Raw genomic sequence first — 19951 nt, 5'->3', positions numbered from 1 at the left:
CGGGATGGACGGCTCCCTCACGGAGGCCCTGGTCCGCACCCGGAGGTTCTTCACCAAGGGAACCGTCTCGGACGACCTCCGGACCATCTCGCAGGTCGGAGGGCGCGAAGCCGACGACTTCTACCGCGACCGCTGGAGCCACGACAAGGTCGTGCGGTCCACCCACGGGGTGAATTGCACCGGCTCCTGCTCGTGGAAGGTCTACGTCAAGGACGGGATCATCACCTGGGAGACCCAGCAGACCGACTATCCCTCGGTCGGCCCGGACTCCCCCGAGTACGAGCCCCGCGGCTGCCCCCGTGGGGCGGCCTTCTCCTGGTACACCTACTCCCCCACTCGAGTTCGCTACCCGTATGTGCGAGGCGTCCTGCTCCAGATGTTCCGCGAGGCCAAGTCCCAGCACGACGGGGACCCGGTGAAAGCCTGGGAGCACATCGTCGAGAACCCGTTGCGGGCCAAGGCCTACAAGTCGGCGCGCGGTAAGGGCGGCCTGGTCCGCGCCACCTGGGAGGAAGCCAGCGAGATCGTCGCCGCTGCGCACGTCCACACGATCAAGAAGTACGGGCCCGACCGCGTCGCCGGATTCTCGCCCATCCCGGCGATGTCGATGGTCTCGCACGCCTCCGGCGCCAGGTTCGTGAACCTCATCGGCGGCTCCATGCTGAGCTTCTACGACTGGTACGCCGACCTCCCCGTCGCCTCCCCGCAGGTCTTCGGCGACCAGACCGACGTCCCTGAGTCCGGTGACTGGTGGAACGCGGGCTACCTGATCATGTGGGGCTCCAACCTCCCCGTGACCCGCACCCCGGACGCCCACTGGATGACCGAGGCCCGCTACCGCGGCCAGAAGGTCATCGCCGTCGCCCCCGACTACGCCGACAACGTGAAGTTCGCCGACGAGTGGCTGGCCGCCAAGCCCGGCACGGACGCCGCCCTCGCGATGGCGATGGGCCACGTCGTGCTCAAAGAGTTCTTCGTCGACCGACAGACGCCCTACTTCACGCAGTACGTGAAGACCTACACCGACCTGCCCCACCTGGTCCGTCTCGAGGAGACCGCCGACGGTGAGTTCACGGCGGGCAAGTTCCTCACCGCCGCCGACCTGCCGGACCACGCCGACGTCGAGAACGCCGCCTTCAAGACCGTGCTCATCGACTCCGCCACCGGCAAGCCCGTCATCCCGAACGGGTCGCTGGGCCACCGGTACGGCGAGGCTGGGGTGGGCAGCTGGAACCTTGAGCTCGGCGACGTCGACCCGGTTCTTTCCCTCCTGGACACCGCGACCGAGTCCGTCGTCGTCCGTATGCCGCGTTTCGACACCCCTGACGGCGCGGCCGCCGACCTCCCTCGGGGCATACCCGTGCGCCGCGTCGACGGGCACCTGGTCACCACCGTCTACGACCTGCTCCTCGCGCAGTACGGGGTTGGCCGGTCGCACGAGGGTCAGGCCCTTCCGGGAGTCTGGCCGACCGGTGACAACAGGGGTTACGACGACGCACAGTCGCCGTACACGCCCGCCTGGCAAGAGGCCATCACGGGAGTGCCGGCCGCCACCGCCGCTCGGATCGGGCGCGAGTTCGCCCAGAACGCCGAGGAGTCCAAGGGCCGGTCCATGATCGTCATGGGCGCCGGCACCAACCACTGGTTCCACTCCGACACGATCTACCGCGCCTTCCTCACCCTCACCAACCTCACCGGTTGCCAAGGTGTCAACGGCGGCGGCTGGGCCCACTACGTCGGTCAGGAGAAGGTCCGCCCGATCACCGGCTACACCCAGATCGCCAACGCACTCGACTGGAACCGGCCGCCGCGCAACATGATCCAAACGGCGTACTGGTACCTGCACACCAACCAGTTCCGCTACGACCAGTTCGGCGCCGACACCCTCTCGGCGACCACTGGCAAGGGCCAGCTCGCGGGCAAGTCCACTGCCGACGTCATCGCCCAGAGCGCCCGGATGGGCTGGATGCCGTCCTATCCCACCTTCGACCGCAACCCGCTCGACCTCAGCGACGACGCGGCTGCCGCGGGGAAGCCGATCGGCGAGTACGTCGTCGAACAGCTCAAGTCCGGCGAGCTGGACTTCGCCGGCGAGGACCCCGACGCGCCCAGCAACTACCCCAGGATCCTGTCGATCTGGCGGGCCAACCTCCTCGGCTCGTCCGGCAAGGGCAACGAGTACTTCCTCAAGCACCTGCTCGGCACCGACTCCTCGGTGCGAGCCACCGAGACACCTGAGGGGCAACGACCGGTCGATGTGAAGTGGAGGGACGAGGCACCGGAGGGAAAGCTCGACCTGCTCATGACGATCGACTTCCGCCAGACCAGCACCACGATCTTCTCCGACGTCGTCCTCCCCGCCGCCACCTGGTACGAGAAGCACGACCTCAACACCACCGACATGCACCCCTTCGTGCACTCCTTCAACCCCGCCATCGCCCCGCCGTGGCAGACCCGCACCGACTGGGATGCGTGGCAGACGATCGCCGAGAAGTTCAGCGAGCTCGCCGCCACGCACCTCGGTGTCCGCAAGGACGTGGTCGCCGTGCCGCTCACCCACGACACCCCCGACGCGATGGCCAACCCGCACGGGGTCGTGCGCGACTGGAAGAAGGGCGAGTGCGAGCCGATCCCCGGTGTCACGATGCCCAAGCTCGTCGAGGTCGAGCGTGACTACGGCGCAGTCGCACAGAAGATGAACGCACTCGGCCCCCTGGTGGACACGCTCGGCGCGACCACCAAGGGCGTCACGTTCGAGCTCAGTCAGCAGGTCGACTACCTCCGGGCCAAGAACGGGGCGGTCCGAGGCGGCGTGGCCGACGGCCGGCCGTCACTGAAGAAGGACGTCAACGTGTGCGAGGCGATCCTCGCGATGTCCGGGACCACCAACGGGCACCTGGCGACCCAAGGCTTCAAGACCCTCGAGAAGCGCACCGGCGTGCGACTGGCCGATCTGGCCGAGGAGCACGAGGGCAAGCAGATCACCTTCGCCGACACCCAGGGTCCGCCCGTGCCGGTGATCACCTCGCCGGAGTGGTCGGGTTCGGAGACCGGTGGGCGGCGCTACTCACCCTTCACGATCAACGTGGAGCGCAAGAAGCCCTGGCACACCCTGACCGGGCGGATGCACTTCTACCTCGACCACGACTGGATGACCGAGCTCGGCGAGGGTCTTCCCGTCTACCGGCCCCCGCTCAACATGGCGGCGCTGTTCGCGGAGCCCGCGCTGGGCACCGTGTCGGACGGTTCGGCCGGCCAGGTCGAAGGGCTGACCGTGCGGTACCTGACCCCACACAACAAGTGGTCGATCCACTCGGAGTACCAGGACAACCTGTTCATGCTCTCGCTCTCGCGCGGCGGCCAGAACATCTGGATGAGCGACCGCGACGCGGCCAAGGTCGGCATCAAGGACAACGACTGGATCGAGGCGGTCAACCGCAACGGCGTCGTCGTGGCCCGGGCGATCGTCTCGCACCGGATGCCGGAGGGAACGGTGTACATGTACCACGCCCAGGACCGGCTGATCGACGTACCGCTGGCGGAGACGTCCGGCAAGCGCGGAGGAATCCACAACTCACTGACCCGGCTGCTCGTGAAGCCGTCCCACCTGATCGGGGGGTACGCCCAGCTGACCTTTGCGTTCAACTATCTCGGCCCCACCGGCAACCAACGTGACGAGGTCACCATCATCCGCAAGCGCAGCCAGGACGTGACGTACTGATGAAGGTCATGGCCCAGATGGCGATGGTGATGAACCTCGACAAGTGCATCGGGTGCCACACCTGCTCGGTGACCTGCAAGCAGGCATGGACCAACCGCTCGGGCACCGAGTACATCTGGTTCAACAACGTCGAGACTCGGCCAGGGCTCGGCTACCCGCGCACCTACGAGGACCAGGAGAAGTGGAAGGGCGGCTGGGAGCTCACCAAGAGCGGCCGCATGAAGCTCAAGGCAGGCGGACGCCTCAAGAACCTGATGACGATCTTCTCCAACCCGATCCTGCCCTCGATCGGCGAGTACTACGAACCGTGGACGTACGACTACTCCACCCTCACCGACGCGCCCGCCCAGGAGCACACTCCGGTCGCACGACCCAAGTCCCTGATCAGCGGCAAGAACATGAAGATCGAGTGGTCGGCCAACTGGGACGACGACCTCGGCGGCTCCACCGAGACCGCGCACCGCGACCCCATGCTGAAGAAGATCGCCGACAAGGTGAAGTTCGAGTTCGAGCAGACCTTCATGTTCTACCTGCCCCGGATCTGCGAGCACTGCCTCAACCCGTCGTGCGCCGCGTCCTGTCCCAGTGGCGCGATCTACAAGCGCGAGGAGGACGGCATCGTCCTGGTTGACCAGGACAAGTGCCGCGGCTGGCGCAAGTGCGTCTCGGGCTGCCCCTACAAGAAGATCTACTTCAACCACCGCACCGGCAAGGCCGAGAAGTGCACGTTCTGCTTCCCGCGTATCGAGGTCGGCCTGCCAACCGTGTGCGCCGAGACCTGCGTGGGTCGGCTGCGCTACATCGGCCTGATGCTCTACGACGCCGACAAGGTCCTCGCGGCGGCCTCGACCACTGACGACCAGGGGCTCTACGAGGCCCAGCGCGACGTGTTCCTCGACCCGTTCGACCCCGAGGTGATGCGTGAGGCGGAGAACGCCGGCATCGCCCGCGACTGGATCGACGCGGCACAGCGCTCACCGATCTACGCCCTGATCAACACCTTCAAGGTCGCACTGCCGCTCCACCCGGAGTACCGCACCATGCCCATGGTCTGGTACATCCCACCCCTGTCCCCCGTCGTCGACGTCGTCGCAGAGACCGGGGAGGACGCCGAGGACAAGGGCAACCTCTTCGCCGCGATCGACGCCCTCCGGATCCCCATCGAGTACCTCGCCGAGCTCTTCACGGCCGGCGACGTCGAACCCGTGGACGCCGTCCTCAAGAAGCTCGCCGCGATGCGCTGCTACATGCGCGACATCAACATGGGCCGCGACCCCGACCCCTCGATCCCGGCTGCAGTAGGGATGAGCGAGGAGGAGATGTACGACATGTACCGACTCCTCGCGATCGCGAAGTACGACGAGCGCTACGTCATCCCGCCCGCGCACGCCGAGCAGGCCCACTCCCTGGAGGAGCTGTCCACGGAGTGCTCCGTGTCGGACTACGGCGGCGGACAGCAGGACCTGTTCGGCGAGGGGTCCGGAATCCCGACGCCGATCGCGGTCGAGAACTTCCAGATGCTGCAGGACCGGCAGACCTCCGACTCGCTGGCCGGACCGAGCAACACAAAGGGCCGTGTCAACCTCCTCAACTGGGATGGCAAGGGCTCCCCGCCGGGGATGTTCCCACCAACGGGCTCCGGCTCATGAGCAGCCGCCGTCAAAGACCGACCCTGCCCCCCGACCAGCTCACCATCGTGTGGCAGTCGGTCTCCCTGCTCCTCGACTACCCGGACGAGTTCCTCCTCGCCCGCGCCGACCTGCTGAGGTCCGCCTCGCAGCAGCTGACGCCGGCGGTCGGGGGCTGCATCCGGGCCTTCCTTGACCACCTCGAGTCCACTCCGCTGCCGGAGCTCCAGTCGGACTACGTCGAGACGTTCGACACCCGGCGCCGCTGCAACCTCTTCCTGACCTACTTCGCCCACGGGGACACCCGGAAGCGCGGGATGGCACTGCTCCGGTTCAAGCAGTGGTACCTCCGCGCCGGGTTCGAGCTCGACGACGGGGAGCTGCCCGACCACCTCTGTGTGGTGCTCGAGTTCGCCGCCACCGTCGACCAGGACATCGGCCGCGACCTGATGCTCGACCACCGGGCCGGCCTCGAGCTGCTGCGACTCTCGCTGCGGGACATGGGTTCGCCGTGGGCGCACCTGATCGATGCAGTCACCGCCACGTTGCCGCCGCTGCGTGGCGACGAGCGCGATGCCGTCCGGCGGCTCGCTGCCGAGGGGCCACCCGAGGAAGAGGTCGGGCTCGCCCCGTTCGCCAACCCGCAGTTCAGCCCCGGCGCGGACACCCGTGCCACGGCATCCATCGCCCTGCCCATGCCGTCGTTCCCGGGAGCCCGCACATGAACGAGTTCCTCTTCGTCATCCTCCCCTACCTGTGCCTGACGACCTTCGTGGTCGGTCACCTGTGGCGCTATCGCTACGACAAGTTCGGGTGGACCACGCGATCGTCCCAGCTCTACGAGAACCGCCTGCTGCGCATTGGCAGCCCGCTCTTCCACTTCGGGATGCTCGGCGTCGTCGGCGGCCACATCATCGGCCTGCTGGTGCCGCAGTCGTGGACGGACTGGGCCGGCGTCAGCGAGCACGCCTACCACGTGGTGGCCGTCACGGGAGGCCTGCTGGCCGGCGTGATGGCGGTGGTCGGCATGGCGATCCTGATCTACCGCAGACGCACCGTCGGCCCCGTCTTCTCCGCCACCACGCGCATGGACAAGGTCATGTACGCCTTCCTCGGCGTCGTGATCATGCTGGGCATGTGGAACACCATCGCCGGCTCGATCATGACGATCGGCGGCGAGTACAACTACCGCGAGGGCGTATCCGTCTGGTACCGCTCGTTCCTCGCGTTCCACCCCGAGGCCTCCCTCATGGCGGGCGCGCCGCTGGGATTCCAGCTGCACGCGCTCGTCGCCTTCGGGCTGTTCGCCCTGTGGCCCTTCACCAGGCTGGTGCACGTGTTCAGCGCGCCGGTCGGCTACCTGACCCGCCCCTACATCGTCTACCGCAGTCGCGACGACACCCAGCTCGGCAGCCACCGGCCTCGTCGCGGCTGGGACCGTGTCGGCTGAGGCGCTCCGCCCCGGCCAGACCTGAACCACAACCCTGGAGATGAGCCCGATGCAGAACGAGTCCCTCAACGACCTGACGCGACACCACCTCGAGCTCGCCCGGACGGCGACCAGCGGACGGAGTGCGCAAACCGTGTTCGGAGGTCACGACCATGTCCTTCGCCAGACCCTCATCGCACTCCGCGCCGGCAGCGCCCTCGACGAGCACGAGAATCCGGGCAACGCGACGGTCCAGGTCCTGCACGGGCACGTCAGGCTCATCTCCGGGGACACTTCGTGGAGCGGGTCAACGGGGGACCTGCTGGTCGTGCCCGATGCCAGACACGCCCTCGAGGCCGACGAAGACTCCGCGATCCTCCTGAGCGTCGGCAAGAAGAACGGCTGACACCTGACCGCCTGCCTGCGCACTGCCCGAAGGTCGGCTGGCCCTTCACCAACCCGGCATCACTGCCCGATCATGCTCTGACCCGGGTGAGCCTCCTGCCACGCCAGCATCGAGGCGTCCCACTCGGCGCCTCCCAGCGCGATGAGTGACGCAGGGAAGAGGCCATCCTCTTCCTTCGCGATGTGTTCGTGCAGTTCGGAGACCGCAGTCCGGATGCGTTCCTGGTCGGCCGGGTCAGCCAGGTCCACGGTGACAAGCAGGTCCGCCAGCTCGCGGTGCTCCCGCACCAATGGACCGATGTGCTCCGCCGCCAGGGGGTCGCGACCCATCACCGCGAACAGGCCGTTCTCCTCGCCCTGCCAGTGGGACCGCAGCTCGGCGCCCATCACGCGTAGAAGCTCACTCGCCACGGCCAGCTCACCGCGGTCGATGGCGCGCACCGCATCGCCACCGAGGTTGGTCGCCCGCTCGTGCTCGGCGATGTAGTCCCGGATCAGAGGCATCTCTCGACACCCGCAGTAGTGGCACATGGCTCCATCCCTCTACGGGGTCGGACCCGTTTCCCCGACCCTAGGCGACGTTGCCCTGGTTGACGCCGCGACAAGGCCGTAGGTCTCCTGCACGACATACCCCTAGCGGGTACAGACAGAGGGCGCCAGGCTCGCGTTTCCGCGGGTCAGGCGCCCTGGGCACGTGGTGGCAGGTGAAAGGATTCGAACCTTCGAAGCTTTCGCGATGGATATTCAGACCGACGTATGCCGCCCGCCCACGTGCCGCTTCACCGCACCGGGCCCGACACGTTCCTGTCGGGCGCGGGAGGCTGTTCTGGTCCGCCGTCCTTCGCCCGCGACGACGACGGACTGGGCGGCGCGGGCTGGGCCGCGGGCCTTGCTCGAATGCCCACCTATCGGCGGCGATCATGCCAGCGCACGGGACCGGCCTGGATGGGTGGCTGGTCAGGTGCGCTGCGTGCGAAGGGCATTCCGCGGCGAACCCGGGTTGCGGTGCTGGTCTGGGGCGGGCTTGGGGGGTGGTCGAGGTCGGCTCGGCGGGCCGGGTCGCCCAGGATCGCGTATGCGGCGTTGGCCTGCTGCAGTGTCCTGTCTGAGGCTGCGTTGTCGGCGGGGTTGCCCCGCACGCGGGTGTCGGGGTGATGCCGGCGCAAGAGGGTGAGGTACGCGCGCCGGATCTGGCCTTGGGTGGCCTTCGGGGTCAGGCCCAAGACGGCGTAGGGGTCGGTGCGGTCAACGGTCATGGCTGCGCCGGAAGGTTCAGATCATTGATGGGCGGTCCCATCGCTGTGGCACGGTTGGCGACACCATCGTGGGGTTGTGGGTGTCGCTGATGGGCCTCGCCTGGGCCGCGAACGGGTACGCCGTCAAGGCGTGGGCGTCGCGCAGCCTGCGTCGGGCGCGATGGCACGAACGCGGCCCAGGCGAGAGTCTGTTCGCATGCTTCATCCTGTGGGGTGCTGGGTGTCGGGCGATCACCTACCTTCGTCGATCCTTTTCGTTCGGTCTCAGATCGTGGTTGCGGCTGAGCCGCGGGGGCGAGCGTTGCCGGCTCCACCCGTCGGCACCGGGGTGGTGTGGTCGACGCGGGGACGCCACGCCACCGGCCGGCGGCCGATGCCGCCGCGGTCCAGGGCCGGGTCCAGGTGACGCGGCGGGTGGGTCAGCCGGAGGGGGACGGCTCAACCATTCTTGGTCGATGATCGCGTCGAACTCGGCCCGCAGCAGCTCTTCGTCCGCGCAGATCAGCTCGAGGAACTCCTCGTCCACACCGCGCACGGCGCTTTGCATGGCGGAGGCGTCGGCCTGGGCAGCAACAACGGCGAGCATGTGCCTCACCACCCAGGGTCAGGCGGTGATGGCCTGCTGGCCTTCGTTCCGGCTGCTGATCTCGATCTTGCGCGGCTTGGCCTGCTCAGCAACCGGAATCTTCAACGTGAGCACTCCGGCGTCATAGCTGGCCTCGATGCGCTCAGTCTCCAGGGTGTCCCCCAGGACCAGTTGCCGGCTGAACACCCCTCGGGGACGTTCCGCGGCGATCAGCTCTGCGTCACTGGCCCGCGCCGGCCGTTCGGCCCTGACGGTGACCACGTTTCGCTCAACGTCGATGTCGATCGAGTCGTGACTGACGCCTGGCAGGTCGAACTCGACATGGAAGACGTCTCCGTCCCGCCATGCGTCCAGCGGCATCGCCGAGGGCCGCGCCATCGTGCCCAGCGCCTGTTGGGTGAGCCGGTCGAGCTCACGGAAAGGGTCGGTGCGCATCAGCATCGTCTTCACCTCCGTCGTTCTTGCCTGATGCTGCGAGCGTCGCCACAGAAATCGCGGATCTATGGCATTCGCTATAGGTTTTATGTAGCACCAAGGCCATACTGATGCAAGGGGGAACTCCATGAATTCTCGAGGAAGGAGGCGCAACCCGTCACCTTGCCCGCTCCCGACAGTGGCCGCGGCGTGTTCGGCATCTCCGTAGCCGCCGAGCTGGTCGGCCTGGGTGTGCAGACCCTTCACCTCTACGAGGCGCGCGGGCTTCTCCGACCGGAACGCACCAAAGGCCGCACCCGCCGGTACAGCGCGAACGACGTGGACCGGCTGCGCCGGATCGCGGACCTGCTGGACGCCGGTCTCAACCTGGCCGGCATCGGCATGGTCCTCGACCTGGAGGACGAGAACGCCACCCAAACCCCACCTGTCCGTGCAAGTCACTGGCGCAGGAGTCACTGTCACACCATCCGAATCGGCCAACGTTGGATCGAAGACCAGACGGGCGCGTGCCATGGGTCCCCTGTGACTCCCTGGGCCCGGCGGGTCGCCACGAACGGTCTTGGCACATTCGCCCCATCGGCGTGCGGCATTCCGCCGCCAGGGCTGTTGGCTAGGAGCCAGTTGGCGGTGGGTGCTTCTCGTGATGGGCGCCGTAGCTGTCGACGAACCAAATGCGTCCGTCCTTCAGCACGCACTTCATCGGGTCAGTGACGGTGCCGATGAAGACATCGTCGACTCGGTTGATGAACGCGAGGAACATCATGTCGCCGGAGGTTCGGTCGCGAATGAACCGGCCGACGTACAGCTCATCGGTGGTCAGCAACTGTGCACCTTCGATGTCGTACGGACCCAACGGTGTTTCGGCCCTTGCTGCCCACACTCCCCCCGTGGTGCCCGTCGCGCGGCGCCACTGTGCGGCGTCCTGTGCCAAGCAGCTGAACGTGACGAAGTGAGCGCCATCGAAGTCCAGGAGGTTGAGGACTTCTAGTTGGCCGAAGCCCTGGCCCGGCTCTGTGAGCGGGCCACGCAGCTCCCACCCTGTGAGGTCCGCGGACCAACCGTGGCCGATGACGCCTCGATCGAAGTTGTCCGGCGGACCGGAGACCGCCCGAGCCGTGATCAGCATGTGCCATCCGCAACCCTCCGGGTCCGGAAACACCCAGGGGTCGCGGAATGCCTCGTCGTGCCAACGCCCGGCGGCAAGCTTCTCGTACCATCGGTCATCTGTTGCCAGGACGGGACCCGTGCCCTTGTCCCAGTGGATCAGATCGGTACTGGTGGCGAAGCCGATGGTTTGGATGTTGCTGCTGGCGGGGGCGCGGGTGGCGCCGGTGTAGAACATGAACCACCGACCGTCTGGATGCCTGACGACCGACCCGGTCCAGGTGGCGAGGTCATCGAATGCTGGTGCGTCGCTGCGCACGAGCGCATCCTCAACTCGTATCCAGCTGCGGAGGTCCTCCGACACTGCATGCCCGATGGAGGCTCGGTCATGCCTGGCGTCTGGATCCTGCAACGCCCTCGAGGCGAAGAGGAAGAACATGTGGTACTTCTGGCCGTCGTCGACGAGCCAGAAGTCCCACACCCATGAGTCCGGGAGTCGAAACACCAGTGGTCTCCTTCGTTCTTCGCTGCCGGCGAACGAACATCCCCATGCACAGAGCCGAGTTCGCGGCGGACTGGGAGTCGCTAGGCACGGGTGCGCCGGATCGACGCTGCCGCCTCGTTGCGTTCGTACCCGAGCGCCGTGATCGCGTGAAGCACAGCGGTCCGGGCGGCTTCGCTGACGTGGGTGTTTTGATTCACGACCCGCGAGACCGTCGCAGTGCTGACTCCAGCGATTCGCGCCACATCCTTGACCGTCGGCGGGCCCGGCGCCTGGCGGTCTTCGGGCCGCGCTCGCGCCACGGCGCAGCCCTCGTCCGAGGTTGGCTGTAGTGGCTCGGTACCAGCCTGAGGGTCTATCTGCGGCTTCACGACATGCCGCCAGGGTTGGTCGCGGACACGGGCACGGCTGCCGGCACGGGCAGTTGCGCTCCGGCGATTGAGGTTCCCGTGCAGACCTCCAGAACAGGACCGTCGACGATGACGGTCAGGGTCTCGGCAGGCCTGCCGCGCACTGATGGGATGCGCAGGTGTGTCGAGCCGATGCTGACCACGAGCTCGTCGCGACCGGACGTCACGTCGATGCCGTTGTGGTGGAAGCCGTCGATCTCGTCAACCTCGAGCAGCTGGACGTTCGGGTCGGCGCCGTTGGTTGGGAATGCGTTCATCGCGTTGGGGTGCGGTCGAAGGTGCAGCGCACCGTCGACGACCGAGAGCCGGTAGGGGATGCTGAGGGCGCCCGACCAGCCGGCGTCCAGGTCGGCTACTCCCCGGATCCAGAAGATGGCGCACGGGAGGTTGTCGGCGTCGAGGAACGCTGTCGCGGCGTAGTGGCCTCCCCCGTGCGTAATCTGCGTCCATTCGGTGCTCTCGAACCGGCCGTCCTGAAGCTCTCCGACGGCAGCGAGTACTTCGCCGGTGATGCCGTCCTTCCAGGAGCCGACGAAGAGGACGTCATGCCCGTCCACCCTGACCAGGTGGGGACATTCCCACGCAGTGCCGAGCCAGGGTCCGTCGTTTCTGAGGACTCCGACCGCGAGCTCGCCATCGAAGGCCCAGGTGGTCAGGTCCTTGGACACCCAGCTGAGGACTGCGGGGCGCCCGTCTTCATATCCAGCGCCCACCACCATTCGCCAACGATCATTCTCTCGCCGCACTGACGGGTCACGGAAGACGGTGATCCGCTTGCGCGTCTTCACATCGAGAGGAAGGGCGACGCGTTCCCCGTTCGTCCACGTTTGCCACGTGGAGTCTGCGGGAGATGCGGCTCGCACGTCCGCAAGATCAAGATGTGGTTCCCGGGCCGAGGTGTACAGGATCAGCGGCTGCCCGTCCGGGCGGAGGCAGAGGGTTCCCGTCCAACATCCGGTCTCATCGGGGGCAGGCTCGAGCGCGGTCGCCTCCGGGACCCAGTTCATCAGGTCGAGGCTTGTGGCGTGCCCCCAGCTGATCTCGGGACTCCATGACACCCGCTCGGGAAGGGCTTGGTGGAACAGGTGGTATCTCCCGTCGTGGAACACGACTCCATGGGGGTCGTTGAGCCAACCGTGTCGGGGTGTGAAGTGAAAGGCTGGTCGCCCATTCTTTGCGTGGCTCATGGGCTGACTCCGCTGGATAGTGAGTTGGAACGGGCGCGAAAGAAGGTGTGGCTTGCGCAGCTGACGCGGGCGCTGAGGAAGGACGTGTGGTGCTTCTGGCCGTCGTCGTCGAGCCGGAAGCACCACACGCTTGTCCTGGGAAGTTGGAGCACCAAGCTCTCAGCCCTTGACGCCGGAGGATGCGATCGAGTTGATGAACGATCGCTGGAAGGCGATGAACAGGATCAGCACCGGGACGGTGATCATGGTCGCGTACGCCATGATCTGGCCCCAGGCGACGTTGAGCTGTTTGAAGTAGCCGATGCCGACCATCACCGGGCGAAGCTCCTCGGACTGAACGGACATCAGCGGCCACAGGTACTGGTTCCACATCGGCAGGAACGTCAGGATCGCGACAGTGGCGATGGCTGGGCCTGACAGCGGCATGATGATGCTGCGATAGATGCGGAACCAGCTCGCCCCATCGACCATGGCAGCCTCGTCCAGCTCTTTGGGGATGCTGTCGAAGTATTGGTAGAAGAGGAACATCGAGAAGGCGTTGGCGATGAACGGGACGATCTGCACCTGGTAGGTGTCCAACCACCCTTGGCTGAAGCCGCCCGGTCCGAAGAAGGGCAGCTTGTTGGACCACCACAGCAAGGGCAGGGCCAGGGTCTCGAACGGCACGATGAGGGTGGCGAGGATGATCCCGAGGACGAAGGATCCGCCGCGGAACTTGATCCGGGCCAGTGAGAAGGCCGCCATCGAGTTGACGATGAGCCCGAGCACCACGGTGACGACCGTGATGAGGATCGAGTTCATCATGAACTGAGCGAACGGGACCCTGTTGAAGACTCCCGTGTAGTTGTCCAAGGACAGGTCACCGACGGGCAGGAACGCCTTCGGGCCGGTGAGGTCGGCGAAGATCTGGGTGTCGGGTTTGAAGCTGGAGATGATCATGAACACCAGGGGCAAACCGAACACCAGGCACAGGGCCGCCCGAAGGAGGACGCCCAGGGCGACGCTGATCCGGCGGGGGCCCTGGTCGGGGCGGTGGGTTGCGGGGGCCGCCGTCTCGGCGACGTGGGGCAGGGTGGTCATGGTCAGGCCTTCTCACGAGTGAGGTAACGGTTGACAAGAGTGACTGCGAGGACGAGCACGAAGAAGGCCAGCGAGATCGCGGAGGCATAGCCCGTCTGTTGCTGCTGGAACCCGGTCCGGACCGCCATGAGCACGAGCGTGGAGGTCGAGTCCAGGGGTCCTCCTTCGGTCATGATGTTGACCTGGGTGAACAGCGAGAACGCCGAGATGGTGATGGTGATGAGGATGAAGGTCCGGGTCGCCCGGAGTCCCGGCCAGGTCACGTAACGGAACTTCTGCCACGTTCCGGCGCCGTCCAGGTCGGCGGCCTCGTACAGGTCGCCCGGGATCGTCTGGAGGCCGGAGAGCCAGATGACCATGTGGAAGCCCATGGCCTGCCAGGCGGACATGAGGATGATGGCGATGAGCGCGGTGTGCGGGTCGCCCAGCCAGTCCGGCCCGGCGATCCCGAAGTTCGACAGTGCTTGGTTGATGAGGCCGTTCTTCTGGTAGAGGAACAGCCACAGCATCGACACGACCACCATGGAGGTGACGACCGGAAGGAAGTACACGGTCCGGAAGAAGTTGACCCCGCGCATCTTGACGTTGACCAGCAAGGCCAGCCCGAGGGCGCAGGCGGACTGCAACGGCACGATGACGATGGCGAAGATGATCGTGTTGCGCAGCGACTTCCAGAAGGTCTCATCGCCGAAGAGCCGGGTGAGGTTGTCCAGACCGGTGAACTGGGCGGGCCTGGGAGAGATCAGTCTCGCGTCGGTGAAGGCGAGGATGAAGGTGAGGCCGATCGGGATCAGCAGGAAGGTGATCAACAGGACAGCAGCGGGCAGCAGCATGAGCACTGCGGTGCCGGTCGCCTGCCCGGGCCGTCGAGGCTTGCCGGTCGCCGTTGGCCTCCCGCGCTTGCCGGTCGCGTCCGGCTTCCCGCGATTGTCGGCTCGAGGCGTCGAGATGGTCGTCATTGTCCGTCTCCTTTGATGTGCACAACGGGTCACGCACGTTCGGTTTGATGTCAGGCCGAGGTTGTGAGGTCAGGTCGTCAGGTCGGTATGCCGCGGGTGGAACACTCGCCGCGGCATACCGGGTCCTGTCACGGCCTCACTTGAAGTAGCCGTTGCCCTTCTGGTTGGCGTCGATGTCCTTGACGGCCTGGTCGAGCGCCTTCTTGGGGTCGGCACCGGTCAGGATGTCCTGGGCAGTCTTGGTGAACTCCGTCGCGATGAACGGGTAGCCGGGGGTGATGGGACGCAGCACCGCGAACTTCTTGGCGTACTGACGGAAGACGTCGTTCTCACCACCAGCCTGGTAGCCGGGCACTGTGGCGGCGGCTGCATCCGTCGCCGGGATGTTCTTGGTTCCCGCCGCCACCGACGCGACGTACTTGTCCTGGGCGGCGAACTTCATGTAGTCCTGCGCGCCGGCCTTCTCGGCGCAGCCGGTCGAAACGCCCCACTGCCACGAGCCGCCCCCGATCTTGGGGCCGTTGCCGAGGTCCGGCGGCGGCAGGAACAGGGTGTCAGCGCCGAATGCCTTGCGGGTGTCCGTCGCTGTCCAGGTGCCGTTGTAGAGGATTGCGGTCTTGCCGTTGACGAAGTCCTTGGCCGGGTCGGCGCCTGACTTGAGGGGCACCAGTCCGTCGGTGACCAGGCCGCGGAACCACTTGGCCCACTCAACCGCCTTGTCACCGTTCAGGGTCCCGTCCGCCGACTTGTAGTCGGTCCGGTTGACGAGGTCACCGCCGAAGCTCTGCAGCATCGGCGAGTAGGCGTACGGCCACCACTCACCGGTGAAGCTGGTCGCGATGTCGAGGGGGTTCTGGTACTTCCCGGACGCCTTGAGCTTCTGAAGTGCGGCCGTGAACTCGTCCTTGGTCCAAGGCTGGTCGATGGTGGGGACCCGGATGCCGTTCTTCTCGAGGATCGTCTTGCGGGTGACCATCACGAGGGCCACGTCGTAGTACCCGTAGGAGTAGGTCTTGCCGTTGTACTTGCCGAGCACGCTGGGCAGGAACTTGGAGAGCGTGCTGTCCAGGCCTTCGAGGGGGGCGAGGTAGCCGGCCCATGCCCAGTTGGGGACGTTGGGGCCGTCGATGTCCAGGATGCAGGGCAGCTTCTTCGACGCGGCCGCGGCGACGACGGACTGGTTGTAGGAGTCCTGTGGGAAGGCCTGGATCTTCACCTTGTACTTGGTCTGGCTGGCGTTGTAGTCGTCGACGATCTTGGTGATCGCGGCGAGCTCTTCCTTGTTTCCGGCGTTGTGGGTCCACATGGCGAGTTCGCCGTTGCCGCCACCGCTGGAGCTGCCGCCCTTGGCGCAGGCGGTGAGTGACAGGGGTAGGGCGGCGACAAGCAGGCCGACGACGATGCGTTGGGTTGGGTTGAGCTTCACGGAAGTCCTCCGAGGGGTCCAGGTGCAGATGAGGATGTGCAGATAGGGATGTGCAGAGCCGGGATGACGGGCTCCGTTGGTTGTCTGGGTCAGTGCCCGTGCGCACGGTCGTGCCGACTCCATCGTGTGATGACCGACGTTTCAAGGCCGGGCCTCAGCGACGAAAGTGCGGGCCACGGCCTCGTCGTTGGGGCTGTCGAGGGACCCTTGGGGTGGGAGGGTCCTTCTAGTGCTAAATTGATTCAGCAGACTGCAGGCTAGCAGCGTCGAGATGACACCACAAGGGCTTGCTAAAACCTTTTCAAGTGCAACTTCGTGACTGAGTACTGGTCCCTGTGGATAGGATCAGCCCTACGTGGCCGAGCGCGTCACAGCCAGGAGGGAGTAGCGGATGACCAAGCGCGTCACCCTCGCTGATGTCGCAGCCAAGTCCGGGATGTCAAAAACCGCTGTCAGCCTGGTGCTCAACAACCGTCCCGGGTCGCGGCTGTCCGCGGATGCCATGGAGCGGATCCAGGCGGCGGCGCGCGAGCTGAACTACCGGCCCAACCCCGCCGCGCGGTCCCTGAGGATGGGCAAGACGCACACGGTCGGCTTCATCTCCGACGAGGTGACCATCACGCGGTTCGCCTCGGCCATGATCCGGGGGCTGCTCGACGTTGCCGACGAGCGCGACCACGGGGTGCTGATCGCGGAGACGGGAAACCACCCCCTCCAGCTGGAGAAGGCCCTGGAGTTCATGATCGACCGCCAGGTCGATGGAATCGTCTTCGGCTCGCTCACCGCACGGCTGCTTGAGCTGCCGGACCTTCCCGAAGGCCTCCGCGCGGTCACTGCAAACGCCACCAGCACCAGTGCTCACTCAGCCGTCCTACCGGCGGAGCAACAGGCGGGCTACCGGGTGACCCGGCAGCTGCTGGACGCCGGCCACCGCCACGGAATTGGGATCGTCGGATACGCCCCGAAGGCCATCGCCAGCCCCACCATCTCGGCCACCATCGGCAGCCGGTTCGCAGGCATCTACCAAGCACTCGACGAGGCAGGGGTTGCGCCTGCCGTCACGGCCGAATTCGAAGTGTGGGAGCCCTGGAATGGGTACGACGCCACCAGGAGCATCCTCGATTCGGGAGTGAAGGTCACCGCCCTGATCTGTCTCAATGATCGCGTCGCCTTCGGCGCGCACCAGGCGCTGACGGAAGATGGCGCGACCGTTCCCGACGATGTGTCCATCGCCTCTTTCGACGACGACGAACTCGCCTCCTACATGCGACCGGGCCTCACCACCGCAAAGCTCCCCTATGAAGAGATGGGTCGACGCGCGATGACACAGGTCCTGGATCCCGATGCCCCCCGGGGAATCCAGCTCATTGACATGCCGATTCAACTTCGCCAATCCATCACCGCCCCCCGCTCGTAGCCCTCGGGCATCCGAGTCCGCGGCGAGCAAGACAAGGACTGCGGCTCGCAATCGCAGCGGTCTGGGAGTCCACCTCGATTGGATACCCCTACCCCGCACAGAGGGCGCCTGATCCGCGTTTCCGCGGGTCAGGCGCCCTCTGGGCACGTGGTGGCAGGTGAAGGATTCGAACCTTCGAAGCTTTAGCGATGGATTTACAGACTGCCGTATACCGCCCGCCGACCTGCGGGTTCTCGGCTCACCCGCGAACTTTGCCGCGAATTCGCCACAGGCTCTCGACGCCGGCCGGCGTCTTTCGTGCACACCCGGACTGTTAGGGCACGGGCTTAGCCTGAGGCACTCCGCCCAGGATGGATGTCCCACACCGCCGCGAATGGCGGCTGACCCCTCAGGATTGCCGCAATACCGGAGTACGTCCGCCGGATCGGTTGGCCGACCTCGTCGCGGCCGATGGTGGGACAAGCTCTCCGGGCAGCTCCTGGCGGATCAGGTCTCCGGACTCGTCGTAGGCAGCGTGCTAAGGGCCATGGTTGGCGACTGACGGAAGGTACTGCAGCTCGCAGCGGTCGCGGATCGATGAGGTCATGATGGGCGTTCGAGATTCCGCGTGACGCACCGGCCTTCCGTCGCTTTGATTCCCTTGTGCGCAAGGCCTCCGGTGACCTGGCTTGAGTGCTCACGCTCAGTCGCGGCCAGAATCAGAATGCCGAGGTTGTCCCATGGGCCAGCCGTGAAGGTGAGGGCTTGCCATGTTCGTGGGTGATGGTGTGACCTCATGGGACCACGACGATCTTGCCTGTGGCGCGGTTCTGTTCCATGTGGGCATGGGCATCGCCGATCTGGTCGAGGGGGAACACTCGATCCAGTGGGATGAGGTGGTGGTCGTCGGCGGCTGCGGCGAGGAAGTCCTGCAGGACCTCTGGTGGGAGGTCGGCGGCTTCGCCTGAGTAGGCGGTGAGTCTGACGCCTGAAGGCAGGTAGTCGATCGGATAGAAACTCTCGACGACCCATGAGTTGCTCAGCATCCCGGTGAAGCACGCCACCCCGTGCACCTTCAGGGTCCGCAACGTGTCTCGAAGAGTGGGGGCGCCGACGAGCTCGAGGGCCGCGTCGACCCCGTCGGGCAGGAGCTGCCGCACCTGGGGGGCGATCTCTCCGTCGTCGATGACGACGTGGTCCACGCCGAGCTCGCGCAGGCGCTCCGCCTTCGACGGGGAACGGGTCGTCGACACGACGGTGAGCCCCATGCGCTTCGCGAGCACGGCGGCCGCCATCCCGACCGAGGAGGTGCCACCACGCACCAGCAGGGTTTGCCCGGGCTGGGCGTCCAGTCCAGTGGTCAGGCTCCCGTATGCCGTCTGGAGCATCTCCGGGACTGCCCCCAAGAGCTCCCAGGGAAGGTCGCTGCGGAAAGGGACCACCTGGCCGACCGGCACGCAGGTGTACTCGGCATATCCGCCGTCAAAGGTGCGGCCCATCCCGCCCATCATCGTCATCACCTGCTGCCCGACAGCAAACTCACCGTCGGGGCAGGCGACCACCTCACCGGTTGCCTCGATGCCGAGGACGCGCGGGAAGGTGACTCCTTCGGCGAGCCCGAGTCGGGTGTGCAGCTCGGAACGGTTGACTCCGACTGCTCGCACCCGGATGAGCACCCAACCAGCTCTTGGCTGTGGGACCGCAATGCGTAGCACGCGCAGGGCGTCGACACCCCCTGGAGCTGAGAGGACCACTGCACGCATGGTGTCCGGGGCGGCGTTCACGCGGCACCATGCTGCGCCGCACCGATCGAACCGAAAGACCCGAGCAGGACTGCGAGCTCCTCGGCTCCCTGCGACCCGATGGCTTGCCCGAACCGCTCCGACAGCCACTCCTCGCTCATCGTGGAGCCCTCCTTCACGGCTCGGCGTCCGCCCTTCGTGAGGCGCAGACGGCTCACTCTTCGATCGGCGTCGTCCGCGGTCCGCTCCACGAGCTCTGCGGAGACCAGGCGATCAACGAGCTTGCTCGCTCCACCGGGGGAGATGTCGATCTCGTCGGCAAGATCTTGGACCCGGCTGCCCGGCGCGGCCTGCAGCACGCGCAACGTGAGCAGCGAGGCAAGGGAGAGTCCGTGTCTGTCGCTCAGGGACCTGTCGAGCTGGTTCCACAAGCGCGTCTCGACCCGCACGAGGGCTTCGAAGAGGGGCAGGTTCTCTCTCATGGGGAGGGCAACTCTCTTCCGGGGAAGACTATTCCCTGGAATGGAGATCGCGACTCGAATCGCTCGTCCGCACAACCAAGATTTGGCGCCCACTGGCTCCGTCCGGCTGCGCCCAGAGTCCTGTAGGTGCCGGGTCGGACTGCAAGCGTGCGTCCAAGTTTTTCACTATTGTGCATTGACTTCTGTATAGGTGAAATCTATCT

The 19951-nt window shown here is 66.1% G+C and carries 18 protein-coding genes; 7 read left to right on the top strand and 11 right to left on the bottom strand.

What is annotated here, in order from left to right; translation table 11 throughout:
* The first annotated feature begins 4 nt into the window (after nt 1–4).
* The 5 genes from AC1DWR_RS06355 to AC1DWR_RS06335 are packed head-to-tail and all read left to right on the top strand — an operon-like array spanning nt 5 to nt 7184.
* Nucleotides 5–3721 (top strand): nitrate reductase subunit alpha, encoded by a 3717-nt coding sequence (locus AC1DWR_RS06355; protein WP_477624232.1) that lies wholly within the window; start codon nt 5–7, stop codon nt 3719–3721.
* Complete coding sequence (gene narH / locus AC1DWR_RS06350; protein WP_477623945.1) at nt 3721–5370, top strand: nitrate reductase subunit beta; 1650 nt, start codon at nt 3721–3723, stop codon at nt 5368–5370. The genes AC1DWR_RS06355 and narH overlap by 1 nt, the downstream gene beginning before the upstream one ends.
* Entirely contained in the window at nt 5367–6074 is a 708-nt protein-coding gene (gene narJ, locus AC1DWR_RS06345; RefSeq protein WP_477623944.1) for a nitrate reductase molybdenum cofactor assembly chaperone, read from the top strand. Before narH ends, narJ begins: the two co-directional genes overlap by 4 nt.
* Nucleotides 6071–6799 carry a respiratory nitrate reductase subunit gamma gene (gene narI, locus AC1DWR_RS06340; protein ID WP_477623943.1) on the top strand — a complete coding sequence of 243 codons (729 nt, stop codon included), beginning with the start codon at nt 6071–6073 and terminating at the stop codon, nt 6797–6799. The genes narJ and narI overlap by 4 nt, the downstream gene beginning before the upstream one ends.
* A 40-nt stretch (nt 6800–6839) precedes the next feature.
* The gene (locus AC1DWR_RS06335) at nt 6840–7184 is read left to right on the top strand and encodes a cupin domain-containing protein (protein ID WP_477613617.1); all 345 of its coding nucleotides are present in this window, start codon (nt 6840–6842) and stop codon (nt 7182–7184) included.
* 59 nt (nt 7185–7243) lie between these two features.
* Here AC1DWR_RS06335 and AC1DWR_RS06330 read toward each other — a convergent pair whose 3' ends face one another.
* The 3 genes from AC1DWR_RS06330 to AC1DWR_RS06320 all read right to left on the bottom strand — a co-directional run bounded on the left by AC1DWR_RS06330 (nt 7244) and on the right by AC1DWR_RS06320 (nt 9466).
* Nucleotides 7244–7687 carry a hemerythrin domain-containing protein gene (locus tag AC1DWR_RS06330; RefSeq protein WP_477613618.1) on the bottom strand — a complete coding sequence of 148 codons (444 nt, stop codon included), beginning with the start codon at nt 7685–7687 and terminating at the stop codon, nt 7244–7246.
* Nucleotides 7688–8088: 401 nt separating this feature from the next.
* The gene (locus AC1DWR_RS06325) at nt 8089–8439 is read right to left on the bottom strand and encodes a J domain-containing protein (RefSeq protein WP_477623942.1); all 351 of its coding nucleotides are present in this window, start codon (nt 8437–8439) and stop codon (nt 8089–8091) included.
* Nucleotides 8440–9043: 604 nt separating this feature from the next.
* Nucleotides 9044–9466, bottom strand: coding sequence for an Hsp20/alpha crystallin family protein (locus AC1DWR_RS06320; RefSeq protein WP_477613905.1), 423 nt, complete (start codon nt 9464–9466; stop codon nt 9044–9046).
* 183 nt (nt 9467–9649) lie between these two features.
* On the opposite strand from AC1DWR_RS06320, the gene AC1DWR_RS06315 reads away from it, so the two are divergent.
* The gene (locus tag AC1DWR_RS06315; protein WP_477623941.1) at nt 9650–10171 is read left to right on the top strand and encodes a MerR family transcriptional regulator; all 522 of its coding nucleotides are present in this window, start codon (nt 9650–9652) and stop codon (nt 10169–10171) included.
* Here the strand turns inward: AC1DWR_RS06315 and AC1DWR_RS06310 are convergent.
* From AC1DWR_RS06310 to AC1DWR_RS06285, 6 genes are all read right to left on the bottom strand, one after another.
* Complete coding sequence (locus tag AC1DWR_RS06310; protein WP_477624231.1) at nt 10071–11045, bottom strand: glycosyl hydrolase family 32; 975 nt, start codon at nt 11043–11045, stop codon at nt 10071–10073. The genes AC1DWR_RS06315 and AC1DWR_RS06310 overlap by 101 nt on opposite strands.
* A gap of 104 nt (nt 11046–11149) precedes the next feature.
* Complete coding sequence (locus AC1DWR_RS06305; RefSeq protein WP_477623940.1) at nt 11150–11311, bottom strand: LacI family DNA-binding transcriptional regulator; 162 nt, start codon at nt 11309–11311, stop codon at nt 11150–11152.
* Nucleotides 11312–11433: 122 nt separating this feature from the next.
* Nucleotides 11434–12663 (bottom strand): glycoside hydrolase family 32 protein, encoded by a 1230-nt coding sequence (locus AC1DWR_RS06300; protein ID WP_477623939.1) that lies wholly within the window; start codon nt 12661–12663, stop codon nt 11434–11436.
* Between the two features lie 159 nt (nt 12664–12822).
* Complete coding sequence (locus AC1DWR_RS06295; protein WP_477623938.1) at nt 12823–13743, bottom strand: carbohydrate ABC transporter permease; 921 nt, start codon at nt 13741–13743, stop codon at nt 12823–12825.
* 2 nt (nt 13744–13745) lie between these two features.
* On the bottom strand, nt 13746–14702 hold the full coding sequence (locus AC1DWR_RS06290; RefSeq protein ID WP_477623937.1) for a carbohydrate ABC transporter permease: 957 nt from the start codon (nt 14700–14702) through the stop codon (nt 13746–13748).
* Nucleotides 14703–14838: 136 nt separating this feature from the next.
* Nucleotides 14839–16128, bottom strand: coding sequence for an ABC transporter substrate-binding protein (locus tag AC1DWR_RS06285; protein WP_477623936.1), 1290 nt, complete (start codon nt 16126–16128; stop codon nt 14839–14841).
* Nucleotides 16129–16519: 391 nt separating this feature from the next.
* Here AC1DWR_RS06285 and AC1DWR_RS06280 point away from each other — a divergent pair, with 391 nt between their 5' ends.
* A complete protein-coding gene (locus AC1DWR_RS06280; protein ID WP_477613627.1) occupies nt 16520–17545 on the top strand; it encodes a LacI family DNA-binding transcriptional regulator in 1026 nt (341 codons plus the stop codon).
* 773 nt (nt 17546–18318) lie between these two features.
* Here the strand turns inward: AC1DWR_RS06280 and AC1DWR_RS06275 are convergent.
* Together AC1DWR_RS06275 and AC1DWR_RS06270 are read right to left on the bottom strand one after the other, a co-directional pair.
* Nucleotides 18319–19287, bottom strand: coding sequence for a zinc-binding alcohol dehydrogenase family protein (locus AC1DWR_RS06275; protein WP_477624230.1), 969 nt, complete (start codon nt 19285–19287; stop codon nt 18319–18321).
* 17 nt (nt 19288–19304) lie between these two features.
* A complete protein-coding gene (locus AC1DWR_RS06270; protein ID WP_477623935.1) occupies nt 19305–19748 on the bottom strand; it encodes a MarR family winged helix-turn-helix transcriptional regulator in 444 nt (147 codons plus the stop codon).
* Nucleotides 19749–19951: the final 203 nt, after the last annotated feature.

It is taken from the genome of Pedococcus sp. P2_E2, from assembly GCF_056403955.1.
The sequence above is the reverse complement of the archived record's forward strand: the minus strand, read 5'-3'. Positions and strand labels throughout refer to the sequence as shown.

Coding starts and splice junctions, on each gene's coding strand:
- AC1DWR_RS06355 (WP_477624232.1), top strand. CDS start 5: ATGGACGGCTCCCTCACGGAGGCCCTGGTCCGCACCCGGAGGTTCTTC.
- narH (WP_477623945.1), top strand. CDS start 3,721: ATGAAGGTCATGGCCCAGATGGCGATGGTGATGAACCTCGACAAGTGC.
- narJ (WP_477623944.1), top strand. CDS start 5,367: ATGAGCAGCCGCCGTCAAAGACCGACCCTGCCCCCCGACCAGCTCACC.
- narI (WP_477623943.1), top strand. CDS start 6,071: ATGAACGAGTTCCTCTTCGTCATCCTCCCCTACCTGTGCCTGACGACC.
- AC1DWR_RS06335 (WP_477613617.1), top strand. CDS start 6,840: ATGAGCCCGATGCAGAACGAGTCCCTCAACGACCTGACGCGACACCAC.
- AC1DWR_RS06330 (WP_477613618.1), bottom strand. CDS start 7,687: ATGCCTCTGATCCGGGACTACATCGCCGAGCACGAGCGGGCGACCAAC.
- AC1DWR_RS06325 (WP_477623942.1), bottom strand. CDS start 8,439: ATGACCGTTGACCGCACCGACCCCTACGCCGTCTTGGGCCTGACCCCG.
- AC1DWR_RS06320 (WP_477613905.1), bottom strand. CDS start 9,466: ATGCTGATGCGCACCGACCCTTTCCGTGAGCTCGACCGGCTCACCCAA.
- AC1DWR_RS06300 (WP_477623939.1), bottom strand. CDS start 12,663: ATGAGCCACGCAAAGAATGGGCGACCAGCCTTTCACTTCACACCCCGA.
- AC1DWR_RS06295 (WP_477623938.1), bottom strand. CDS start 13,743: ATGACCACCCTGCCCCACGTCGCCGAGACGGCGGCCCCCGCAACCCAC.
- AC1DWR_RS06290 (WP_477623937.1), bottom strand. CDS start 14,702: ATGACGACCATCTCGACGCCTCGAGCCGACAATCGCGGGAAGCCGGAC.
- AC1DWR_RS06280 (WP_477613627.1), top strand. CDS start 16,520: ATGACCAAGCGCGTCACCCTCGCTGATGTCGCAGCCAAGTCCGGGATG.
- AC1DWR_RS06275 (WP_477624230.1), bottom strand. CDS start 19,287: ATGCGTGCAGTGGTCCTCTCAGCTCCAGGGGGTGTCGACGCCCTGCGC.
- AC1DWR_RS06270 (WP_477623935.1), bottom strand. CDS start 19,748: ATGAGAGAGAACCTGCCCCTCTTCGAAGCCCTCGTGCGGGTCGAGACG.